The sequence below is a fragment of the Streptomyces sp. NPDC102437 genome, from assembly GCF_044765565.1.
GTDB lineage: Bacteria > Actinomycetota > Actinomycetes > Streptomycetales > Streptomycetaceae > Streptomyces.
Genome location: NZ_JBIWKI010000006.1, coordinates 137,517 through 157,604, shown reverse-complemented (window position 1 = coordinate 157,604; position 20,088 = coordinate 137,517). Strand labels below are relative to the sequence as shown.

At 71.8% G+C, this 20,088-nt stretch carries 22 protein-coding genes; 11 read left to right on the top strand and 11 right to left on the bottom strand.

Annotated features, from left to right (window positions below; translation table 11 throughout):
- The first annotated feature begins 79 nt into the window (after positions 1-79).
- Both ACIRJP_RS10430 and ACIRJP_RS10425 read left to right on the top strand, forming a co-directional pair.
- Complete coding sequence (locus tag ACIRJP_RS10430) at positions 80-532, top strand: DoxX family membrane protein (RefSeq protein WP_404170798.1); 453 nt, start codon at positions 80-82, stop codon at positions 530-532.
- Positions 529-948, top strand: a complete 420-nt coding sequence (locus tag ACIRJP_RS10425) for a Zn-ribbon domain-containing OB-fold protein (protein ID WP_404170795.1) — start codon at positions 529-531, stop codon at positions 946-948. The genes ACIRJP_RS10430 and ACIRJP_RS10425 overlap by 4 nt, the downstream gene beginning before the upstream one ends.
- Positions 949-979: 31 nt before the next feature.
- Here ACIRJP_RS10425 and ACIRJP_RS10420 read toward each other — a convergent pair whose 3' ends face one another.
- From ACIRJP_RS10420 to htpX, 4 genes are all read right to left on the bottom strand, one after another.
- Positions 980-1,684 (bottom strand): hypothetical protein, encoded by a 705-nt coding sequence (locus ACIRJP_RS10420; protein ID WP_404170792.1) that lies wholly within the window; start codon positions 1,682-1,684, stop codon positions 980-982.
- A 113-nt stretch (positions 1,685-1,797) separates the two neighbouring features.
- A complete protein-coding gene (locus ACIRJP_RS10415; RefSeq protein WP_404170790.1) occupies positions 1,798-2,385 on the bottom strand; it encodes a DUF1707 domain-containing protein in 588 nt (195 codons plus the stop codon).
- A gap of 94 nt (positions 2,386-2,479) precedes the next feature.
- On the bottom strand, positions 2,480-3,064 hold the full coding sequence (locus ACIRJP_RS10410) for a hypothetical protein (RefSeq protein ID WP_404170787.1): 585 nt from the start codon (positions 3,062-3,064) through the stop codon (positions 2,480-2,482).
- A 99-nt stretch (positions 3,065-3,163) separates the two neighbouring features.
- The gene (htpX, locus tag ACIRJP_RS10405; protein ID WP_404170784.1) at positions 3,164-4,105 is read right to left on the bottom strand and encodes a zinc metalloprotease HtpX; all 942 of its coding nucleotides are present in this window, start codon (positions 4,103-4,105) and stop codon (positions 3,164-3,166) included.
- 213 nt (positions 4,106-4,318) lie between these two features.
- On the opposite strand from htpX, the gene ACIRJP_RS10400 reads away from it, so the two are divergent.
- Both ACIRJP_RS10400 and ACIRJP_RS10395 read left to right on the top strand, forming a co-directional pair.
- Positions 4,319-5,512 carry a cytochrome P450 gene (locus ACIRJP_RS10400; protein WP_404170781.1) on the top strand — a complete coding sequence of 398 codons (1,194 nt, stop codon included), beginning with the start codon at positions 4,319-4,321 and terminating at the stop codon, positions 5,510-5,512.
- 57 nt (positions 5,513-5,569) lie between these two features.
- Positions 5,570-5,758, top strand: a complete 189-nt coding sequence (locus tag ACIRJP_RS10395; RefSeq protein WP_266730567.1) for a ferredoxin — start codon at positions 5,570-5,572, stop codon at positions 5,756-5,758.
- 105 nt (positions 5,759-5,863) lie between these two features.
- Here ACIRJP_RS10395 and ACIRJP_RS10390 read toward each other — a convergent pair whose 3' ends face one another.
- Entirely contained in the window at positions 5,864-6,544 is a 681-nt protein-coding gene (locus tag ACIRJP_RS10390; protein ID WP_404170778.1) for a pyridoxal 5'-phosphate synthase, read from the bottom strand.
- Between ACIRJP_RS10390 and ACIRJP_RS10385 the strand changes: the two genes are divergently transcribed.
- Complete coding sequence (locus ACIRJP_RS10385) at positions 6,543-6,677, top strand: hypothetical protein (protein ID WP_404170776.1); 135 nt, start codon at positions 6,543-6,545, stop codon at positions 6,675-6,677. The genes ACIRJP_RS10390 and ACIRJP_RS10385 overlap by 2 nt on opposite strands.
- Before the next feature lie 73 nt (positions 6,678-6,750).
- On the opposite strand, the gene ACIRJP_RS10380 is transcribed toward ACIRJP_RS10385, so the two are convergent.
- On the bottom strand, positions 6,751-7,920 hold the full coding sequence (locus tag ACIRJP_RS10380; RefSeq protein WP_404170773.1) for a thiolase C-terminal domain-containing protein: 1,170 nt from the start codon (positions 7,918-7,920) through the stop codon (positions 6,751-6,753).
- Between the two features lie 164 nt (positions 7,921-8,084).
- On the opposite strand from ACIRJP_RS10380, the gene ACIRJP_RS10375 reads away from it, so the two are divergent.
- Both ACIRJP_RS10375 and ACIRJP_RS10370 read left to right on the top strand, forming a co-directional pair.
- Positions 8,085-9,305: an acyl-CoA dehydrogenase family protein gene (locus ACIRJP_RS10375; protein WP_404170770.1), complete on the top strand. Its 1,221-nt coding sequence runs from the start codon at positions 8,085-8,087 to the stop codon at positions 9,303-9,305.
- On the top strand, positions 9,305-9,799 hold the full coding sequence (locus ACIRJP_RS10370) for a nitroreductase family deazaflavin-dependent oxidoreductase (protein WP_404170767.1): 495 nt from the start codon (positions 9,305-9,307) through the stop codon (positions 9,797-9,799). The genes ACIRJP_RS10375 and ACIRJP_RS10370 overlap by 1 nt, the downstream gene beginning before the upstream one ends.
- 142 nt (positions 9,800-9,941) lie before the next feature.
- Here the strand turns inward: ACIRJP_RS10370 and ACIRJP_RS10365 are convergent, their stop codons facing one another.
- A complete protein-coding gene (locus ACIRJP_RS10365; protein WP_124717053.1) occupies positions 9,942-10,589 on the bottom strand; it encodes a TetR family transcriptional regulator in 648 nt (215 codons plus the stop codon).
- Positions 10,590-10,912: 323 nt separating this feature from the next.
- On the opposite strand from ACIRJP_RS10365, the gene ACIRJP_RS10360 reads away from it, so the two are divergent.
- Positions 10,913-11,788: a VOC family protein gene (locus tag ACIRJP_RS10360; RefSeq protein WP_404170763.1), complete on the top strand. Its 876-nt coding sequence runs from the start codon at positions 10,913-10,915 to the stop codon at positions 11,786-11,788.
- 160 nt (positions 11,789-11,948) lie between these two features.
- Positions 11,949-14,360, top strand: a complete 2,412-nt coding sequence (locus ACIRJP_RS10355; RefSeq protein ID WP_404170760.1) for a PQQ-binding-like beta-propeller repeat protein — start codon at positions 11,949-11,951, stop codon at positions 14,358-14,360.
- A gap of 153 nt (positions 14,361-14,513) precedes the next feature.
- Here the strand turns inward: ACIRJP_RS10355 and ACIRJP_RS10350 are convergent, their stop codons facing one another.
- Positions 14,514-15,221: a hypothetical protein gene (locus ACIRJP_RS10350; RefSeq protein WP_404170757.1), complete on the bottom strand. Its 708-nt coding sequence runs from the start codon at positions 15,219-15,221 to the stop codon at positions 14,514-14,516.
- Positions 15,222-15,379: 158 nt separating this feature from the next.
- Here ACIRJP_RS10350 and ACIRJP_RS10345 point away from each other — a divergent pair, with 158 nt between their 5' ends.
- Positions 15,380-15,940, top strand: a complete 561-nt coding sequence (locus ACIRJP_RS10345; protein WP_404170754.1) for a hypothetical protein — start codon at positions 15,380-15,382, stop codon at positions 15,938-15,940.
- 16 nt (positions 15,941-15,956) lie between these two features.
- On the opposite strand, the gene ACIRJP_RS10340 is transcribed toward ACIRJP_RS10345, so the two are convergent.
- The 3 genes from ACIRJP_RS10340 to ACIRJP_RS10330 are packed head-to-tail and all read right to left on the bottom strand — an operon-like array spanning position 15,957 to position 18,340.
- Positions 15,957-16,730, bottom strand: a complete 774-nt coding sequence (locus ACIRJP_RS10340) for an enoyl-CoA hydratase/isomerase family protein (protein WP_404170751.1) — start codon at positions 16,728-16,730, stop codon at positions 15,957-15,959.
- 6 nt (positions 16,731-16,736) lie between these two features.
- Positions 16,737-17,177, bottom strand: coding sequence for a Zn-ribbon domain-containing OB-fold protein (locus ACIRJP_RS10335; protein WP_404170748.1), 441 nt, complete (start codon positions 17,175-17,177; stop codon positions 16,737-16,739).
- A 14-nt stretch (positions 17,178-17,191) separates the two neighbouring features.
- Entirely contained in the window at positions 17,192-18,340 is a 1,149-nt protein-coding gene (locus ACIRJP_RS10330) for a lipid-transfer protein (protein WP_404170746.1), read from the bottom strand.
- A 90-nt stretch (positions 18,341-18,430) separates the two neighbouring features.
- Between ACIRJP_RS10330 and ACIRJP_RS10325 the strand changes: the two genes are divergently transcribed.
- Positions 18,431-19,987 (top strand): FadD3 family acyl-CoA ligase, encoded by a 1,557-nt coding sequence (locus ACIRJP_RS10325; protein WP_404170744.1) that lies wholly within the window; start codon positions 18,431-18,433, stop codon positions 19,985-19,987.
- Positions 19,988-20,088 lie beyond the last annotated feature (101 nt).

Sequence of the window (20,088 nt, the reverse complement as noted above, 5' to 3'; positions counted from 1 at the left end):
ACTCCCTGCACGCCCCTTGCGCGAGTCGCCTGCCATCAGGTGAACTGACGTACCGTCAGATTCAGTGAACGGAGGCCCCATGCAGACGATCTGGCTCGGCGGAGCCGAGTGGCTCGCCGTTCTCCGGATAGGCCTCGGCCTGTGGTGGCTGGAGAGCTGGCGGCACAAGGACAAGAAGGGCTGGTTCGAGCGCGGAACAGGCATCGCCTGGGCCGCGGACGTCGCGGGCAAGCACCGCTGGCCGGCCGTACGCACCGGATTCCAGAAGATCGTCGCCCCGCGTCCCGAACTCATGGCATACGTCGTCGTGTACGCCGAACTCGCCCTGGGGCTCGGCCTGGTCGTCGGATTCCTCACCCCCGTCGCACTGGTCGCGGGGCTCCTCCTCAACCTGCTCTATCTGGTGCTGATGATCCACGACTGGGCCGAGCAGGGGCAGAACGCGATGATGGCGCTCATCTCGCTCGTCGCGCTGTTCGCGATGGCCTGGCAGACCTGGTCCCTCGACAACGCGATCGGACTCTTCCTGTGACCGCGGCCGCCGTACGTTTCGACCTTCCCGAGCCCGACGCCTTCACCCGCCCGTACTGGGACGCCGCCGCCCGGGGGCAGTTGCTGCTGCGCCGCTGCCACGACTGCGGGCGCGCGCACCACTACCCGCGCGAGTTCTGCCCGAACTGCTGGAGCGAGGACTGCGCCTGGGAGCAGGCGAGCGGGGATGCCACGCTCTACACCTGGTCCGTCGTCCACCGGAACGACCTGCCGCCGTTCGGCGCCCGCGTCCCGTACGTCGCCGCCGTGGTCGACCTGGCGGAGGGGCCGCGAATGATGACGGAGGTCGTGGGGTGCGAGGAGGCCGTGCTCGCCATCGGCATGGCGCTGCGGGTGACCTTCCGGCAGGAGGAGGGGCAGGAGTCCGTTCCGGTCTTCCACCCCGGGGACTGCTGAGCGCGCTTCGCCGGGCCGGCCCGCCCTGCTTCTACCGCTGCGCGGGACCGAGAGCGGGCGGGTTCTGGCCGTCCCCGGGGAGGCCGGTGTCGCCGCTCCCCCACTCGGGGTCGTAGGCGCAGGGCACGGAGGCACCACCGGTGAAGTACTCCCGGTCCGGGTACCAGTTGAAGGACATCCGCTCGTTCCCGTCGTCCCGCTCGACGTACAGGTCCCAGGACTTGCTCTTCCCGCCCTCGCGGTAGGACGAGACCTCCCAGCCGTCGTCCTTGAGCTGCCGGTGCAGTCGGCGGAGGCCGGAGACGGCCTGGTCCGCGGGTACGTGGTCCAGTGCCCAGCTGTGACTCATCCGATAGGCGCCGTCGACGGTCTTGTCCTCCATCCCGAGCAGACCCCCGTCGTAGCAGTAGCCCGAGCTCAGTGTGTTCTCCGTGCTGACGCCGAGCTTCTCGACCCCTGGCCGCACGGTGCGCGTGAACCCCATGAGGTCGTACGCCTCCTGGGAGCGCTGGAAGGCGCGGTCCGCCATCTTCCCGGGCGCGACCTTGGGAAAGTCCGTCGACCCAGAAAAGCCCCCGGAGAGCAGGACGACCAGGGCGACGACGGGTACGAGGAGGAGCGCGGCGCAGCCGCATCCGAGGGCCCCGAGGACGGAGGAGGAGGACTTGGACCCGGCCGGGGCGGGAGCGGTAACGGGATCGGGCGTGGCGTCGGCGGGTGCGGTCTCGTCGGGCATACGAGGGACGGTATGCCCTCGGCAATGGGCGCCGGATGGGCGCGGTCACCCGCAAGGAGTAGGTATGCGTACTCAGTTGATCCGCACCGGGTGCCGGTGCGGATCGGCGCGGCTCAGGGCTCGATGCCGCGCAGCTTGCGCCGTTCGCGGAAGTTCGGGTGGCGTACGACCACACCGCCCATGCCGCAGGAGCCCGTCAGCCGCAGGAGCGGGGCGCCGGGGGTCCGCGCGTCGCTGGTCTTGTCCTTCAGGCCGCCGATCCCCAGGTCCAGACCGTCGGTGTGCACGGTCCAGCCCTCCGGGATCACGATCCTCACCCCGGCCATCTCGCCGCGCACTTCCAGTGAGATCTCGCGCAGCCGGCACTCGGCGCGGGTGAAGTCGAGCCGGACGCCGCCGATGCCGCCCTGGGCACGTATCACCGGGGGCACCTTCCAGACGCCCGAGCGCGTCGCGCCGTGCATGCCGCCCTTGACGACCAGCGGTTCACCGGTGGCCACCTCGATGGGGACCAGGTCCTCGGTGAGGGGCGCGAGTTCGGCGTAGGTCTTGGCGGAGAGCGCCGCCCCGAGCCGGGTGTCCAGCTCGTCCATGTCGATGCGGCCCTCGGCCGCCGCCTCGCGCAACTGCTCGACCACCGCCTCGCGATCGGCATCCGAAGCGCGCATACGGGCGGCGGAACGGGCGGGCTCAGCAGTCATGGAAGCGATGATACGGGCGGGTACCGCGCCGGGCCTCCCCGCTCTTTTCCCGCGCTTTCCCCTGGTCCTTCCTCCGGTCCTTTCTCCGCCCGCGTCACAGCCCAGGCGCCCCCCACACCGGGAACCACCGAGCCAGGTCCTTCTCCACCCGCAGGTCGTCGCCGAGCACCGCTCTGACCTGCAACTCCAGCTGGTTGTCCCGCCTCTCCACGCCACCGGGCACGGGTGCGAACGGGTAGAACGTGCCGCGCTTGTAGAGGTAGACCAGGGCCAGCGGACGGTCCCGCGCATCGCGGAAGCCGATCAGGGAGCAGAGCAGGTGCGGGCCGAACCCGCCGTCCTGGAGCAGGGTGTTGACCGCGTGCAGGTCGTTGACCAGGGCGGCGGTGTCGTCGGCCGGGCGGCTGGAGAGCAGCCAGGTGTAGCCGTACGCGTCCTGGCTGAACTCCACCGGGATTCCGCCGCGGCCGGTGTCGGCGTCGAGCAGTTCTCGTACGTCCTGCTCGACGCGGGCGAAGGTGCCGCCCTCGACCCCCGCGAAGCACACCGATCCGAGACCGGTCGGTGTGAAGCCCGCGCCCGCCTGGAGGGTGAGGGCGGCGGAGGGTACGGCGAAGAGCTGGTCGAGGTCGGGGCGGACCGGCTTGCTGCGGCCGAGGATGGTGTCGAGAAGACCCATGGGGCGTTCCTCCGGGCGTCGCATCGGGCGCGTTGTTTTCGGGCGGTGCTCCGGGTGCCGCAGCGGTGGCGGCACAGCGGGCTTCGCAGCGGGCGTTGCTCACGGACGGGCGAGGTCGGCGGAGATGCGGGCCAGCTGGTCGAGGCGCTGTTCGAGCGTCGGGTGGGAGGAGAGCAGCCGGCTCAGGCTCTCCTTGGAGGAGAACGCGGGGACGAAGTAGAAGGCGTTGTACGGCTCCGCCTTGCGCAGGTCCTCGGTCGGGATCCGGGCCATCTGGCCGGTCACCTTGGTGAGGGCGGAGGCGAGCGCGGAGGGGCGACCGGTGAGCAGGGCGGCGGTGCGGTCGGCGGAGAGCTCGCGGTAGCGGGAGAGCAGCCGGGTCAGCAGGAAGCTCAGGGCGTACACGACCGCGCTGACCAGTGGGATCAGCATGATCGCGATGCCGACCGGGTCGTTGCTGCGGCTGTTGCGGGAGAGCCCGCCCCACAGGGCGACGCGGGTGATGACGCCGGCGAGCACGCCGAGGAACGAGGCGATCGTCATGACGGCGACATCGCGGTGCGCGACGTGCGACATCTCGTGCGCGAGCACGCCCTCCAGCTCCGGGGGATCGAGTCTGCGCAGCAGACCGGTGGTCGCGCAGACGAGGGCGGTCTTCTCGCTGCGGCCCGTCGCGAAGGCGTTAGGTACGTCGCTCCGGGCGATCGCCACGCGTGGTTTCGGCATGTCGGCAAGGGCGCAGATCCGGTCGACGGCACCGTGCAGCTCGGGCGCCTCCTCCGGGGTGACCTCACGGGCGCCCATGCTGAACGCCGCGATGCGGTCGCTGAACCAGAACTGCGCTATGAACATGCCACCGACGAGAATCAGAATGATCGGCCAGGCGCCGCGCAGTACGGCGAGCAGTACGCCGATGAGAACCACGTAGAGCAGGCCGATCAGGAACATGGTGCCGACCATGCGCGTGGTCAACCCGCTGTCGGGGGCGTAACGGGAACGGGGACGCGCGCCGACGCGGGTGCGGGAAAGGGTTCGGCTCATTTTCGCCTCCAGTCCGCCTGATGCCTTCCATATTGCTCCTTTCGAAAGGAACACGGAGGCGATCGGGTGGCTCGAAATGCCCACCCGGTCGGGCGGGCGGAGAATGGATCTTCCCGATGACATTTGGCCGAACATCACCTAGACCCATTAGGTGCCCGAGGCATCTAGTGACGGGAGATCGACAGGACTCCCCCTCTCTTTGCGAGGTCCGCCATGGCAGATGCCGAGACCGTCTCCTTTCCGCAGAACCGCACCTGTCCCTACAACCCGCCGACGGGATATCGCGAGCACCGGGGGCAGCGGCCCGTGTCTCCCGCCAGACTCTTCGACGGCCGCATTGTGTGGCTGGTGACCGGGCACGCCGAGGCGCGTTCGCTCCTGGTGGACCAGAGGCTCTCGTCCGACCGGGAGAACCCCGCGTTCCCGTTCTTCGCCGAGCGGGTGGCCGCGAGCACCCTGCGCCGTGTCGAACTGCTCGGGGTCGACGATCCGGAGCACAACGCCCAGCGCCGGATGCTGATCCCGAGCTTCACGGTCAAGCGGACGGCCGCGCTCCGGCCGCAGATCCAGGAGACCGTGGACCGGCTGCTCGACGCGATGGCCGAGCAGGGCCCGCCTACCGATCTGGTCGACGCCTTCGCCCTGCCCGTACCGTCCATGGTCATCTGCGCCCTGCTCGGAGTGCCCTACGAGGACCACGAGTTCTTCGAGGCGCAGTCGCGCAAGCTGCTCCGCGGTCCGGCGGCCGCGGATGTCGAGGCGGCGCGGGACGAGCTGGACGACTACTTCAGGGTGCTGATCGAGCAGAAGCGGGCCGCCCCGGGCGAAGGGCTGCTGGACGAGCTCATCGTCAAGCAGCTGGAGACCGGGGGCGTGGACCACGACGAGCTGGTGCGGCTGGCCCAGATCCTGCTCGTCGCCGGGCACGAGACCACCGCGAACATGATCTCGCTCGGCACGTTCACACTGCTCCAGCATCCCGATCAGCTGGCCCGGATGCGTGAGTCCGAGGGGCTGACGGGTTCGGCGGTCGAGGAACTGCTCCGCTTCCTGTCCATCGCCGACGGGATTCCCCGGGTGGCCGTCGAGGACATCGAGATCGGCGGGGTGACCATTCACGCGGGGGACGGTGTCATCCTGACCATGGCGGTGATCAACCGGGACGAGGCCGTTTATCCGTCACCGGACGATCTGGACCTCGGCCGGAACGCGCGCAATCACGTCGCTTTCGGGTTCGGAATCCATCAGTGCCTGGGCCAGAATCTGGCACGGGCCGAGCTGGAGATCGCGCTGCCCGCGCTTTTCGACCGCCTTCCCGGTCTGCGGCTCGCGGTACCCGCGGAAGAAATCCCGTTCAAGCCCGGTGACACCATTCAGGGGCTGCTCGAACTACCCGTGACCTGGTGATCGAAACGTGCTGATCGGAACATGGTGATCGCAATGCGAGCGGAAGGATCTGCCGGAATGCGGATCAGTATCGACAAGGACCGGTGCATCGGCGCGGGCCAGTGCGCGCTCACCGCGCCGAAGGTGTTCACCCAGGACGACGACGGGTTCAGCGAACTGCTGCCCGGCTACGAGGAGGCCCTCGACGGTGCCACGGTGAAGGAGGCCGTACGGGTCTGCCCGGTGCAGGCGATCACCCTGGACTGACGGACCGCCGCCCGTGCCCGTGCGGCAGGTACCGCGCGGGAAGGGGCGTGCGCGGGCCGACGCAGGCGGGTACGGGCCGGCATGGGTGCGGGCAGGGCGCGGGCCTCACGGCCAGAGCAGCTCCCGGGTCCAGGCCGCGTCGTTCCCGGCCGCGTCCTGTCTGCGGTAGCGCAGCCGTACGTGCCGGCGCGCCGCGTCGCCCTGGAAGAACTCGACTTCCCGGGCCTCGGCCACGTACCGGGTCCAGCTCGTCACCTCCGCGTCCGGCTCGGCCCGTGCCCGCTCCCAGGCGGCGTCGGCGGTGCGGGTCAGCTCCTCCAGCGAGCCCAGCACCTCGCTCTGCGACCCGGTCAGCGCGGATGCGAGCGCGCCGGTCGAGCGGGCGTGCAGATCGGCCAGGCTCTCGTCGGGTGCGCAAGCGGTGACCGGCCCCCGAACCCGTACCTGCCGGCCCTGCACCGGCCAGTAGAAGCCGAGCGCCGCATACGGTCGGGAGGCCAGCTGGCGGCCCTTCGCGCTGGTGCGATGGGTGGCGAAGTGCCAGCCGCGCTCGTCCGCGTCGTGGAGCATCACCGTCCGCACATCGGGGTGGCCCTCGGCGTCCACGGTGGCCAGCGACATGGTGTGCGGCTCCACCTGCCCGGCGGCCACCGCCTCGGCGAACCAGCTCCGGAAGAGGGGGAGCGGGTCCGGGGGCGCGGCGGCCGGGTCGAAGCCGGGGAGCTCCACGTCCCAGACGCGCTGGGCATGGAGGAGGTCCAGGAAGCTCTGGTGTGCGTCGGTCATGCCCCCATTGCAGCGCACGGCGCCCCACGGGGCGGGCGAGGCGATCGCTGTAGCGCAGCGGGACACGCAGGGCTACCCTGACGCGGCCGACTTCGAGGGGCTGGAGGGTGCGCTCACCGTCGTCCCGGTGTGACCGCTCCCGGCCGCGGAGCCCGCCCTCTCACCGTCGTCCCGGTGTGACCGCCCCCGGCCGCGGAGCCGCCCCCTCACCCCCGCCCCAGCACCACCGTCCCCGAGGAGCAGAACCAGCCGCCCGTGCCCGAGGCCACCGCCAGTTCCGGGAGCCGGCCGCCGGCCTTGCGCACCTGGCGTTCGCCCGCCTCGCCGCGGAGTTGGCGTACCGCCTCCACCAGCAGGAACAGCCCGCGCATCCCGGGGTGGCAGGCGGACAGGCCGCCGCCGTCGGTGTTCACCGGGAGCTCGCCCGTCAGCCCGGTCCGGCCCTTCTCCACGAACGCGCCGCCCTCGCCCTTCGCGCAGAAACCCAGGTCCTCCAGCGTCACCAGGGTCATGTAGGTGAACGCGTCGTAGACCTCGGCGAGGTCGATGTCCGAGGGCCGTACCCCGGCCCGCTCGAACGCCACCCGTCCCGAGACCGCCGCCGGGGAGACCGTGAAGTCGTCCCACTCCGACATGGTGGCGTGCGAGACGTGCTCGCCCGTGCCGAGGATCCACACCGGTGCCTTCGCCGTGTCCGGTACGTACTCCTCGGCGGCCAGCAGCACCGCGCAGCCGCCGTCGCTGCGGATGCAGCAGTGCAGTTTGGTGAACGGGTCCGCGATCATCGGCCCCGACAGCACGTCGTCCACCGTGACCGGATCCCGGAACATCGCGTCCGGGTTGGCCGCCGCGTTCGCCCGCGCCTGGACCGCGACCTCGGCGAGCTGCTCCAGGGTCGTCCCGTACTCGTGCATGTGGCGGCGGGCGGCCATCGCGTACTTGGCGATCAGCGAATGCCCGTACGGCACCTCGAACTGGAGCGGGCCGCGCGCGCCGAAGGAGAGGTTGGAGGTCCGCCGGCCCGCCTTGATGTCCGCGCGCGCCGTCGACCCGTACACCAGCAGTACGGCGTTGGCGCGTCCCGCCGCGATGGCGTCCGCCGCGTGGGCCGCCATCACCTCCCAGGTCGAGCCGCCGACCGAGGTGGAGTCCACCCAGGTGGGCTTCAGGCCCAGGTACTCGGCGACCTCGACCGGGGCGAGCGTGCCGAGTCCGGCGGAGGCGAAACCGTCGACGACGGACCTCTCCAGCCCCGAATCGGCCAGCGCCCGGCGGGCGGCCTGGGCGTGCAGGGCGTACGGCGTGGCCGTGTCGACGCGCCCGCAGTCGGCGAGGGATATGCCGACGACAGCGACCTTGCGGTGGGAAGAAGGCATGAATCTGACGGTACATCAGATCGGCGCGCCAGGGGGCCGTCCGGCAGGGTGGGGACCTTCCGGCTCCCTTCCGTGCGCGACTCTGGGCATCTGGAGAATTCGCCCCTAGCATGACGCACCGTCAGATCGGAGGCCGGAGGCCTCCGAGGGGAAGGAGTCCGACGATGGATGCCGCCTTCACCGCGGAACAGGACGAGATCCGCCGCACCTTGCGCGAACTGCTCGCCGAACACTGCGCGCCCGACGACGTCAGGAGCGCCGTACGGACCGCCGACGGGTACGACGCGGCCCTGTGGCGAAGGCTCGCCCAGGACCTCGGGCTGCCCGGACTCGCGCTCCCGCAGGAGTACGGGGGCGTCGGCTGCGGCCTCACCGAGCTCGCCGTCGCCTGCGAGGAGACCGGCCGCGCCCTGCTGCCCTCGCCGCTGATCGCCACCGCCGTGCTCGCCGCGCCCCTGATCGCCGCACTCGGCACCGACGCCCAGCGCACCGCCCTGCTGCCCCGCATCGCGGCCGGTGAACTGACCGCGACCCTGGCCGTTCCCGGCGGCTCGCTCGCCACCGCCCTCGGTCTCACCGGCGACCCCGCCGACGGCTCCTGGGCGGGCGGCGGCCGGGCGGGCGGCGTGCAGGCCAGGCCGGGCGCCGGCGACGGGGGCTGGCGGCTGTACGGGGAGGCCGCGCAGGTCCTCGACGGGCACAGCGCCGAACTGCTCCTGGTCGCGGCCCACGCCGGGGGCTTCCCGCGCAGCCGCACGCTCCTCTTCCTGGTCCGCCCGGACACGGCGGCCGGAGTCGTCCGCGCCCGCCGGACCTCGCTCGACGAGACCCGCCCGCTGGCCCGCATCGAACTCCGCGACACCGAGGCCGAACTCCTCGGCGCCGACGACACCGCCGACGTGAGTGGCGCACTCGCCTCGGCCGGACACCCGGTCGCCGCGCTGCTCGCTGCCCAGGCGGTGGGGGCGGCGGGCAGCGCGCTGGAGCGGACGGTCGAGTACGTCAAGGCGCGCGAGCAGTTCGGCCGGGCGATCGGCTCCTTCCAGGCCGTGAAACACCGCCTGGCGGATCTCTATGTGCAGGTGCAGGCGGCTCGTTCCGCCGCGTACTACGCGGCCTGGGACCCGGCCGACGCCGGGGGGCTCGCCCTGGCCCAGGCCCTGGAGGCGCTCCGGATCACCACCGCCGAGGCCGTCCAGCTGCACGGCGGACTCGGCTTCACCTGGGAGCACGAGGCGCACCTGTACTTCAAACGGGCCGCCGCCGACGAACTGCTCTTCGGCCCCGTCCACCGGCTCCGGGACCACGCGGCGCAGCTGGCCGGACTGTTCGCGGGACCGGCCCCGTCCGCCGCGTCGGCCTCGTCCGAGCGGGTGGCGGTCTGATGGCGCCCGGCATCCGGCTGATGCAGAAGGTCTCCTCCACCCGCGCGTTCGCGAAGGTCGCCCCGCATGTCGTGCCGGCCATGGACCGTGCGGTGCACCGGCTCACGCGGGGCAAGGTGCTGCTCAGCTCCCGGATGCTGCCGGGGCTGATCCTGACGGTGCCGGGGGCGCGCAGCGGGCAGCTCAGAACCACTCCGCTGGCCTGTATGCCCGAGAAGGGGACGGAGCGGAGCTGGATCCTGGTCGGCAGCAACTTCGGCCGTACGGGGCACCCGGCCTGGACCGCGAATCTGCTGGCCGGTCCCGACAGGGCGGTCGTCAACTGGCAGGGCCGGGACGTTCCGGTGCACGCCACGCTGCTGGAGGGCGGGGAGCGGGAAGAGGTGTGGCGAGCGGCGCTGAAGTTCTGGCCGCCGTACGCGACTTACCAGGCGCGGGTGGAGCGGGAGATCCGGCTCTTCAGGCTGCGCGAGAGGGGCGACGCCGCGCCCTGATGCCGGGGGTACCGGCAGCGGGGAAAGGTCCGGGTGCACCGACGGCGGGCCACATGCGTGGCCCGCCGTCGGTGAGACAGGACCTGGGGCGCCCGGGACGGCCGCGCGAAACCCGGTGGGGGAGGGGCCGTCGGCGCCTGTGCTACCTCGTGGGCTTCTTTCCGGTGATGCCCAGATGCACCAACAGGGCGAGGTTCGGCTTGAGTTCGGCCTGCTTCACACCCCAGGTCGTGAAGCCCTTCTGGTGCGAGGCGACGGCGGCCAGCATCGCGACCAGCGAGCCCGCCATCGCGGCGGCGCTGACCTCCTTGTCGACCTTGCCCTTGGCCTGGAGCTCCTTCACCGAGTCGGTGAGCGAGTTGGTGACCGAGTTCAGGATCTTCATGCGGATCTTGTAGAACCGCTTGTCGCCCTCGGCCGCACCGAGGTCGACCACGCGCAGGATCGCGTCGTGATGCCGCCAGAAGTCGAGGAATCCCTCGACGAGTTCCTCGGCCGTCTGCCAGCCGGCCTTGCCGACCCAGGAGCGGCCGGCGACCAGTTCGGTCAGTCCGGCGCCCTCCTTGGCCATTTCCTCGGCGATTTCGAGGACGGCGCCCTCGACGTCGGGGAAGTATTGGTAGAAGGTCGCAGGTGAAGTCCCCGCCTTCCGGGCGACGTCGATGACTTTGACGTCCCGGTACGGCGAGGAGCTGAGCATCTCGCTGAGGCAGTCGAGCAGCTTCTGCCGCGTCGCCTGTCCGCGTCGACCGGCCACGCGGCCGTCGACGGTGCGCACTTGTCCTGTCATGCCGTCAGCTTACCGAGGGGTGATCCGAGCGCGATTCGGCCGACTGCAAATGGGGATCACCGCAGACACGGCGGGGGGAGTGGCCGGATTTCGACGCATGCGCCCCACAGGTCGATAAGTCTTATCAACAGCCTGTGGATAACTTCCGTGGATAACTTTCCGTGATGCCACGGGCATGGAACGCTTCCATCGAGATTCTTCGAAAATGAGTTCGATGTGGAGGGGTCGGGGCGCGGTGCGGGCGATGCGTGGTTACGTTTGCTGTGACGAGTGTCACTGTCATGACCCGTGAACGACGCGGGATCACGGAAGGACCCGGGCCCATGGCCGCATTCGCGCGATCCGCGCCGTGCTGGGTGGATGTGCAGCTGCCCGACCTGGAAGCGGGCAAGCGCTTCTACGGCGAGCTGTTCGGCTGGACCTTCCGGGCCGGTGAAGGGCCGCACGGTGAAAGGCCGTACGCGGATGCCTACAGCGGCGGCAAGCTCGTCGCCGCGCTCGCCGCCAAGAAGGACGGCCGGATGCCCACCGCCTGGGGGATCTACTTCTCCACCGACGACATCGCCGCGTCCGTCGCCCGGATCAGGGAGGCGGGCGGCCAGGTGATCACCGAGCCGGTCCGGGCCGGCCGGGCCGGGGTGCTCGCCCAGGCGGCCGACCCCGGCGGGGCGGTCTTCGGACTCTGGCAGGCCGGTGACCGCGAGGGATTCCAGAAGCAGAACGAACCCGGCTCCTTCTGCTGGACAGAGGTCCACACCCGGCAGAAGGACCGTGTGGACGCCTTCTACGAGGAGGTCTTCGGCTTCCAGGGCACCGACCTCTCCCAGGGCACCGACCTCTCCGAAGGCGCCGACCTCGACGTCTCCGACGTGGCACCCGGCGAATCCGGCGTGGACGAGGCGGAGGCGTCGGGCTTTCGCATGTGGTCCCCGGCGGGCACCGAGCCCGGCCCGGACACCGCGGTCGGCGGCCGCAGCGTCATGACCGACGCTTTCCCGGCGGAGATGCCCAGCTACTTCCTCAGCTACTTCGCCGTCGAGGACTGCAACCGCGCCGCCGGGAACGCCGTACGCCTCGGCGGCCGCATCTCCGCACCCCCTTTCGACATCCCGTACGGGCGGATGGCCGTCCTCCAGGACGATCAGGGCGCCGTGTTCGCCGTACTTCAGCCCCCTGTGTCCGAGAACGGGGCAGAGTGAGCTGTGACACCCCGATCCGCCCCCGGGTTCGCAACCAGGGCCTCAGCCAGGAAGAATCGGGGGTGCGCACCGCCGGGTGGTGCCCAGTGGTGAGACGCCGTACAGGGCGGGTTTCGCGGGCTTCTGTTCCTGAGGCTCGTACGGGGAGGTGGCAGGGCAAGTGGTGGAGCAGCTGACGCAGCACGACCCGAGGCGGATCGGCCCGTTCGAGGTGCTGGGACGGCTCGGTGCCGGCGGCATGGGGCTGGTCTATCTCGCCCGCTCGGCTTCGGGCCGGCGCGTGGCGATCAAGACGGTCCGTACGGAGCTCGCCGAGGACCAGCTGTTCCGGGTCCGGTTCACGCGCGAGGTGGAGGCCGCCCGCGCCGTCAGCGGCTTCTACACGGCGGCGGTGGTGGACGCGGACCCGCGCGCGGCCGTGCCGTGGCTGGCCACCGCCTACGTGCCGGCCCCCTCGCTGGAGGAGATAGTGAGCGAGTGCGGGCCCATGCCCGTCCAGGCGGTGCGCTGGCTGGCCGCCGGTATCGCCGAGGCGCTCCAGTCGATCCACGGCGCGGGACTGGTCCACCGCGACATGAAGCCCTCGAACGTGCTCGTCGTCGAGGACGGCCCCCGGGTGATCGACTTCGGGATCGCGTCCGGGGTCTCCAACACCCGGCTGACCATGACGAACGTCGCCGTCGGAACGCCCGCCTACATGTCGCCGGAGCAGGCCAGGGACTCCCGCAGCGTCACCGGCGCCAGCGACATCTTCTCGCTCGGCTCCACCCTCGTCTTCGCCGCCACCGGCCACGCGCCCTTCCACGGCGCCAACCCCGTCGAGACGGTCTTCATGCTGCTGCGCGAGGGCCCCGACCTGGAGGGCCTGCCCGGCGAGCTGCGGCCGCTGATCGAGTCCTGCATGCAGATGGACGCCGGACTGCGGCCCACCCCTGCCGACCTACAGGCCCAGCTCGCCCCGCACCTCTTCGCCTCCGGCGGTGACGACAGCGGTACCGCCTCGGCCTGGCTGCCGGCCTCCGCCACCGCGATGATCGAGCAGCGCCGCGGTGGCCGCAGGCCCGTGGGCCCCGGCCCGGCCCAGCCGCCGGGCCCGCCGCCCGGACCGCCGCCGGGCATCGACCCCGGCCGGCGCGCCAACACCGATCCGCGCCCGCAGGTTTCCGATCCGCGCCCCCAGGCACCTGACCCGCGCCCGCAGGCCCCCGAACCGGTGCTCGCGTCCGACGCGGGCGGTCCGGTGCGGCTGCCCGGTGCGAAGGTGCCGATCGGCCCCGGCCCGCGGGCCCAGGACGTACGGTCCACGGCCACCGCGGACGCGGGCCCCGCGACCGGCTGGGTGCGCGCGCCCGCCGGAGTGAACGGTTCCGCCCCGGCAGCACCCGCCGTGCCCGTGCCCGGCCCCGCGCAGCCGCCGGAGCCGCCGCCGGGTCCGGACCGCTGGCGGCCCTGGCGGTTCCGGATGTCCAACGACGTCTGGGGGACACCCGTCGTCGCCGGGGACCTCCTCTACGTCACGTCGTTCGAGGTGCACGCCCTGGACGTGGGCAACGGGCGGCGCCAGTTCAAGACCCGCGACGTGGCCTGGGCGATGGCCGTCGAGGCCGGCCGTATCCACGCCTCCGACGGGCCGTCCCTGTACGCGCTGGACGCGACCACCGGCGCCGAGCAGTGGCGGCTCCAGACGGACGCCTGGGTGTACTCCCTCAAGGCCGACCGCGGCACGGTCGTCACCGGCACCCGGGGCGGCGGCGTCCAGGCGTGGGAGGCGTCCACCGGCGAGAGGCTGTGGGAGAGCGGCGGCGTCCAGACCGACTTCGAGACGGCGGAGGCCGGCCCCGCGATCCACGACGGCACGGTCTACCTCTGGCAGGACGCCCGGCTGCGCGCCGTCGACGCCCGTACCGGCATCGAGCGCTGGTCGTACCCCATCGGCGACGCCGCCTCCTGCGGCGGGGTGCCGGTCCGGGTGACCGCGGCGCCGGACGGCTTCGTCTACGTCAGCGCGGGGGCCCGGGTCCTCGCCGTGGACACCGTGTCCGGTCATGTGCGCTGGCACTTCGAGTCGCCCGCGGTCTTCCTCTCCCCGCCCGCGTTCGCGCCGGGCCCCGCCGTCACCGGCGGCGGGGTGTACCTCGCCGACTACCTCGGCACGGTGTACGCGATCGACGCCTCGACCGGCAAGGACCGCTGGCGCATCGCCACGGAGGCCCGCCAGTCGACCGAACCGGTGCTGGTGACGGCCGGAAACGTCCATGTCGGCAGCGGCAGCGCGCTGTACACGCTCGACGCGGTCACCGGCACCCCGAAGTGGCGGTTCGCAGCGGGCGGTGAGGTGGTGGGCGCCCCGGTGGTCGCCGACGGCCGGGTCCACTTCGGCTCCGCCGACCACGTCCTGTACACCCTGGACGCGGCGGGCGGGCAGCTCCGCTGGAAGCTGGCGACCGGCGGCGAGATCACGGGTTCGCCGGTGGCGCAGGGCGGTGTCGTGTACGCGTGCAGCAAGGACCGCTGCGTGTACGCGCTGGACGCGCTGAAGGGAACGGGGACGGGCAGCCGGGCCAGGGCGTAGCGCCCCGGGATCCGGCCCGTCCGGGGCCAGGCCGGGACGTGGGCCGGGACGCGGCGAATCCGGCCCGTCCGAGACCAGGCTGGGAACCGGGCCTGGACTCGGTGAAACCCAGCCCGTCCGGCGTTTGAGCACGGAACCCCGGCACGAAGGGCCTCAGCCGTTCGGGCGCCCGTCCGCATCCGGGGCCTTGCCCGGGGCCTCGTCCGGCGCGACGGGCTGCGGGGCCGTGTCCCGGCCGTCCGGGGCCGGGCGGGGGGCCGGGCCCGAGCCCGGACCGTGCCGTTCCGCCGGATCCGGCCCCGTGTACAGCTCCGGCTCGGGCTCCGGCAGGGTGCTCGTCTGCACGGACGGCCCCGGCTCCTGCGTCGGCGGCCAGGTGTCCGGGTGCTCCGAGCCGGGCGCCGTGTACGGCTGGTCGCGCCGCTTGCGGGCGAGCCGGCGTCCGGCCCCGTGCCGCCCCGGCATCACCGCCGCGCCCAACAGCAGCAGCACCCCGCCCGCCGCGGCCTCGGCCACGCCCCACCCCAGCCCGGAACCGTCGCCCGCGATCGCCAGACTGCCCACCGACTCCCCCTGGCGCACCATCCACAGCACGGTGAACCCGAGCACCACCACACCCGCCGCCGCCACCAGCAGCCGAGACCGCAGCACCACCCCGGCCACCGTCAGCAGGGCGGCGAAGAGGAACGCGAGCAGGATCGAATCCAGCGGTCCGGGCCGGTTCGCGCTGATTCCGGAGAACAGCTCCGCGACCCGGTAATCACGCCCGGGGCGACCGTCGTACCAGTGACGGAAGGGGCTCAGCACGGCGGCCGCCGCTCCGGCGAGAGCGAGCACCGGGCCGAGGACGTTGCGGATCATCATCGGCCTCCTGCGTGGCACGGACCGGCGTCACAGCTCTGCACCGCTCTAGGCCTCGACGCTACGCCCGGCCCCTCGCCCTCGCACCTTGCGCTAGCGTGACGGACGGTCGTTCGACAACTGCAGAGACGGACAACAACACAAGGGGGGCTGCATCGATGATGCGGCAGCACATAAAACTTTCCGCGGTACTGGTCGTGGTGGTGCTCGCGCTCACCGGCTTCTCGACCTCCAGTCACGGCGGCCGCAGCGGCGGGGGCAAGAGCAAGAGCAAGAGCAGCGGGTCGAGCAGCGGCGGCGGCTGCTCCAACTCCAAGAAGAGCAACAACGGTTACCACAGCAGCGACTACGACGACGATGACTACGACTCGTCGAGCAGCTCCTCCGGCTCCACCGACTACGGCACCCCGACCCCGACCGCCATGGCGTCCGACGAGCCCCAGGCGTACGTCTTCCGCTGCGCCCAGCCCCGCAAGGGCAAGCGCAAGGCCGTGACCGCCTCCACCGTGAGGCTCACCGCCGACGCCGGTGCCACCGGCTCGCACACGTACGAGGTCGACGTGACCTTCCTCGACGCACGCGGCAACACCGTCGACACCGGTGACGCGACCGTGGAAGCCGATGGCGGCGAGACCAAGACCGTCTCCGTGCGAATGGACAACCCGCGCAAGGTCTCCAAGGTGAAGAACTGCCGCGTGGATGCCGAGCTGAGCTACTGACCCGCCGGCCGGCCCGTCAGCGCGTCCGGAACTCTCCCGCGCCCCGCCCCCGGAACAGTTCGTCCTGCCGCTCCGGCGGCAGATTGCCGAGTGCGACGAGGTGCGGGGCGTGGGCCATGGCCTGCGCCCTGGCCGCCTCCCGCGCGGACCACACCGCCCGTACCGTCCCCTGCACCGCCCCGGTCGGGTACGAGGCGATCACGGCCGCCGCCCGCAGCGCCGCGTCCACCGCGCCGCCGGGCGCCGTCAACTCGCTCACCAGGCCGGTCTCGTACGCGCGGCGGGCCGAGACCCGTTCCGCCGTCCCCATCAGCGACATCCGGGCCACCTCGCCGAACGGCATCCGCTGCGCCATCGAGATCGCCTCGAACGCGCTGACCATGCCGTACGTCGTGTGCGGGTCGAAGAACGTCGCCTCCTCGGACGCGATCACGAACTCCGACTCGCCCAGCAGATAGAAGGCCCCGCCGCAGGCCATCCCCTCCACAGCCGCGATCACCGGCTTCCACAGGTCGTTCGCCTTCGGCCCGATCGCGAGCAGCGGATCGTCGATCGTGTACGGGGACGAGGGCTGCGGCACGGCCACGCCCCGGTCGATCCCGGTGCAGAAGGCCCGGCCGCCCGCACCGGTGAGGACCACCGCCCGCACCCCGTCGTCGAAGCGGAACGCCCGCCATGCGGCCGCCAGTTCGGCGGCCGTGGCCAGGTCGATCGCGTTGTGCTTCGCGGGCCGGTCGAGGGTGACGAGCGCGACCCCGGTCTCCTTGTCCGTCTCCGTGCGCAGCGCCATCGCCCGTCACCTCTCCAGCAGCCAGCGCACCAACGTGACCCCGGAACCGGCCGGGCAGAACACCGCCCGCACCGGCGCCCCGATCCGCAGCCGCTCCGGATCGACCGAGTCCAGCGGGGCGTCCGGACCGCTCACCACGTTCCCCACCAGCCGGATCTGCGGGGCGTCCGCCAGCTCGACCACCACCGCGTTGTACGGGGCCTGCGCGGCGTACGCGGGCAGCAGCGGCGGATGCGGCCGTATGTAGGACCAGATGCGGCCGCGTCCGCTCATCGGCCGCCACTCGCTCTCGAAGGACTGGCAGTGCGGGCAGCACGGCCGCGGCGGGAAGCGAAGCCGTCCGCACTCGGGGGCGGCGCACGCCTGGACGCGGAGTTCACCGCGGGCCGCGTACTCCCAGAAGGGGGCGCCGTCCTCGTCCACGACGGGCAGCAGCAGTCCGTCCATCCCGGTCAACTCCCTCAGCTCCTCAGCAGTACGGCGGATGTGGGAACGCCCTCCCCGGCGGTGACCAGGCACGTCCCGGCGTCCGGGACCTGGGCGGTGGAGACGCCGCGCAGCTGCTTGACGCCCTCGTTGATCAGGTTGAAGCCGTGCACGTACGCCTCGCTGAGCCCGCCGCCCCCGGTGTTGATGGGCAGCCGTCCGCCGCTCTCCAGCGCCCCGCCCTCGGTGAACGCGGCGCCCTCGCCGCGCCCGCAGAAGCCGTAGCCCTCCAGGGAGAGCGGGATGAGCGGGGTGAACGCGTCGTAGATCTGGGCCACATCGACATCGTCCGGTCCGAAGTCGGCCTGCTTCCACAGCTGCCGGGCGGCCGTCCAGGCGGGTCCGCTGAGCGGGTCGTCGTTCCAGTAGTTGACCATCCCGTGGTGCTGAGCGGGCAGCCCCTGGGCGACGGAGTGGATGTAGACGGGCTTCTGCCGGCAGTCGCGGGCCCGCTCGGCGGAGACGATCACGCAGGCCAGCGCCCCGTCCGTCTCCAGGCAGTTGTCGAAGAGGCAGAGCGGATCGCTGATCCAGCGCGAGGTCATATACATCTCGCGGGTCAGCGGCCGTTCGTACATCATCGCGTCCGGGTTCTGGTTGGCGCGGTTGCGGCAGGCGAGGGCGACGTTGAAGAGGTGGTCGCGGGTCGCCCCGTACTCGTGCATGTACCGCCGCGCCAGCATCCCGATCTCGTCGGCCGGCCGCAGCAGCCCGTACGGGCGGGTCCACTGGGCTGGGGTGGGCAGTTGCACGGCGGTGTTCTTCCAGGGCCGGGGCCCCGACCCCCGCTTGCGCGACCGCCAGGCGACACCGACGCTCGCCTGCCCGGTCGCCACGGCGGCGGCGAGGTGCGCGATCGTCGCGCAGGAGCCGCCGCCTCCGTACCCCACCTTGCTGAAGAAGGTGACATCGCCGGCCCCGATGGCCTTGGCGACCTCCACCTCATCGGTCTCCTCCATCGTGTACGAGGCGAATCCGTCCACCTCCGACGCGGCGATGCCCGCGTCGTCGAGCGCCGCGACGATGGCCCGGCAGGCCAAGGTCTTCTCGGATTCCGGCAGTTGTTTCGCGAAGGCCGTCTGTCCTATGCCGGCTATCGCCGTCGCGTCCTTGAGTGCCGTCACCGCACCTCCCAGGCCGTCATGACTGCTGACAGCGGCTGAGGCTACAGCTAATCTGACGGATAGTCAGCTACTGCGTCAGGAGGGCCAGTGATGCGCGGTGACGAGGAGTGGGGCAGCATCCCGGGACTCATCCGGGCGGCGGCGCGACGCTACGGGGACCGGGAGGCGGTCGTCGAGGGCCGCACCCGGGTCTCGTACGCCGAACTCGGCGAGCGCGTGGAGCGGGCCGCCGCGGCGTGCATCGCCTCGGGCGTGGAGCCGGGGGACCGGGTCGCGGTCTGGGCCCCGAACACCCTGGACTGGATCGTCTCCGCGCTGGGGGCGGTGACGGCCGGCGCGGTCCTCGTCCCCCTCAACACCCGCTTCAAGGGCAGCGAGGCGGCGTACATCCTGCAGCGCAGCCGGGCGAAGCTTCTCTTCGTCACGGGCACCTTCCTCGGCACGTCGTACGTGGCGTCGCTGCGCCGGGCGGACGTGCGGCTCCCGCACCTGGAACGAGTGGTGGTGCTCGCCGACTCCGCGCCCGAGGACTACGTCACCTGGAAGGACTTCCTGGCGGCGGGGGAGGAGGTGTCCGGGGCCGAGGTGCGCACCCGGGCCGACGCGATCGCCTCCTCGGCCCCCTCCGACATCATCTACACCTCGGGCACCACGGGCCGGCCCAAGGGCGCGGTCATCACCCATGCCCAGACCCTGCGCTGCTACGCGATCTGGAGCGAGCTCGCGGACCTGCGCGAGGGGGACCGCTATCTGATCGTGAACCCCTTCTTCCACACCTTCGGCTACAAGGCGGGCATCATCGCGTGCCTGATGCGGGGCGCGACGATGGTCCCGCAGCCGGTCTTCAACGTGGACACGGCCCTGGCCAACATCGCCGCCGAACGGATCTCGGTGCTGCCCGGCCCGCCCACCCTCCACCAGTCCCTCCTGGACCACCCCGCGCGCTCCACCCACGACCTCTCCGCCCTGCGCCTGGTGGTGACGGGCGCGGCGGTGGTCCCCCTGAAACTGGTGGAACGGCTGCGCACCGAGCTCGGCATCGCCACGGTCCTCACCGCGTACGGCCTCTCCGAGGCGAGCGGCATCGTCACGATGTGCCGCCGCGGCGACCCGGCGGAGACGATCGCCTCGACGTCCGGCCGGGCGATCCCGGACACCGAGATCTGCGTCCTGGCCGACCCCGGCGCCCCCGGCGAGGTCCTGGTCCGCGGCTTCAACGTGATGCAGGGCTACTTCGAGGACCCGGAGACCACGGCCGCCGCGATCACCCCCGACGGCTGGCTCCACACGGGCGATGTGGGCGTTCTCGACGAGGCGGGCAACCTCCGGATCACCGACCGGATCAAGGACATGTTCATAGTCGGCGGCTTCAACGCATACCCGGCCGAGATAGAGCAACTCCTCGGCCTGCACCCCGATGTGGCCGACGTGGCGGTCATCGGCGTCCCCGACCCCCGCCTCGGCGAGGTCGGCAGGGCCTACGTGGTGCGCCGCCCGGGTGCGACGACGACAGCCGACGACCTGATCGCCTGGTCCCGCCGCGAGATGGCGAACTACAAGGTCCCCAGAGCGGTGGAGTTCGTACCCGAACTGCCGCGCAACGCGAGCGGCAAGGTGGTGAAGGGGGAGCTGCGGGGGCGGGCGTAGCGGTCGGTGGCGGTCGTCGTCGCGGTCCTGGCGGCCCGCCGCAGGCCACGTGGCCCCGGCAAGTAGCGTCTTCGTCCAGTGAGCCCCACCAGCCACCGGAC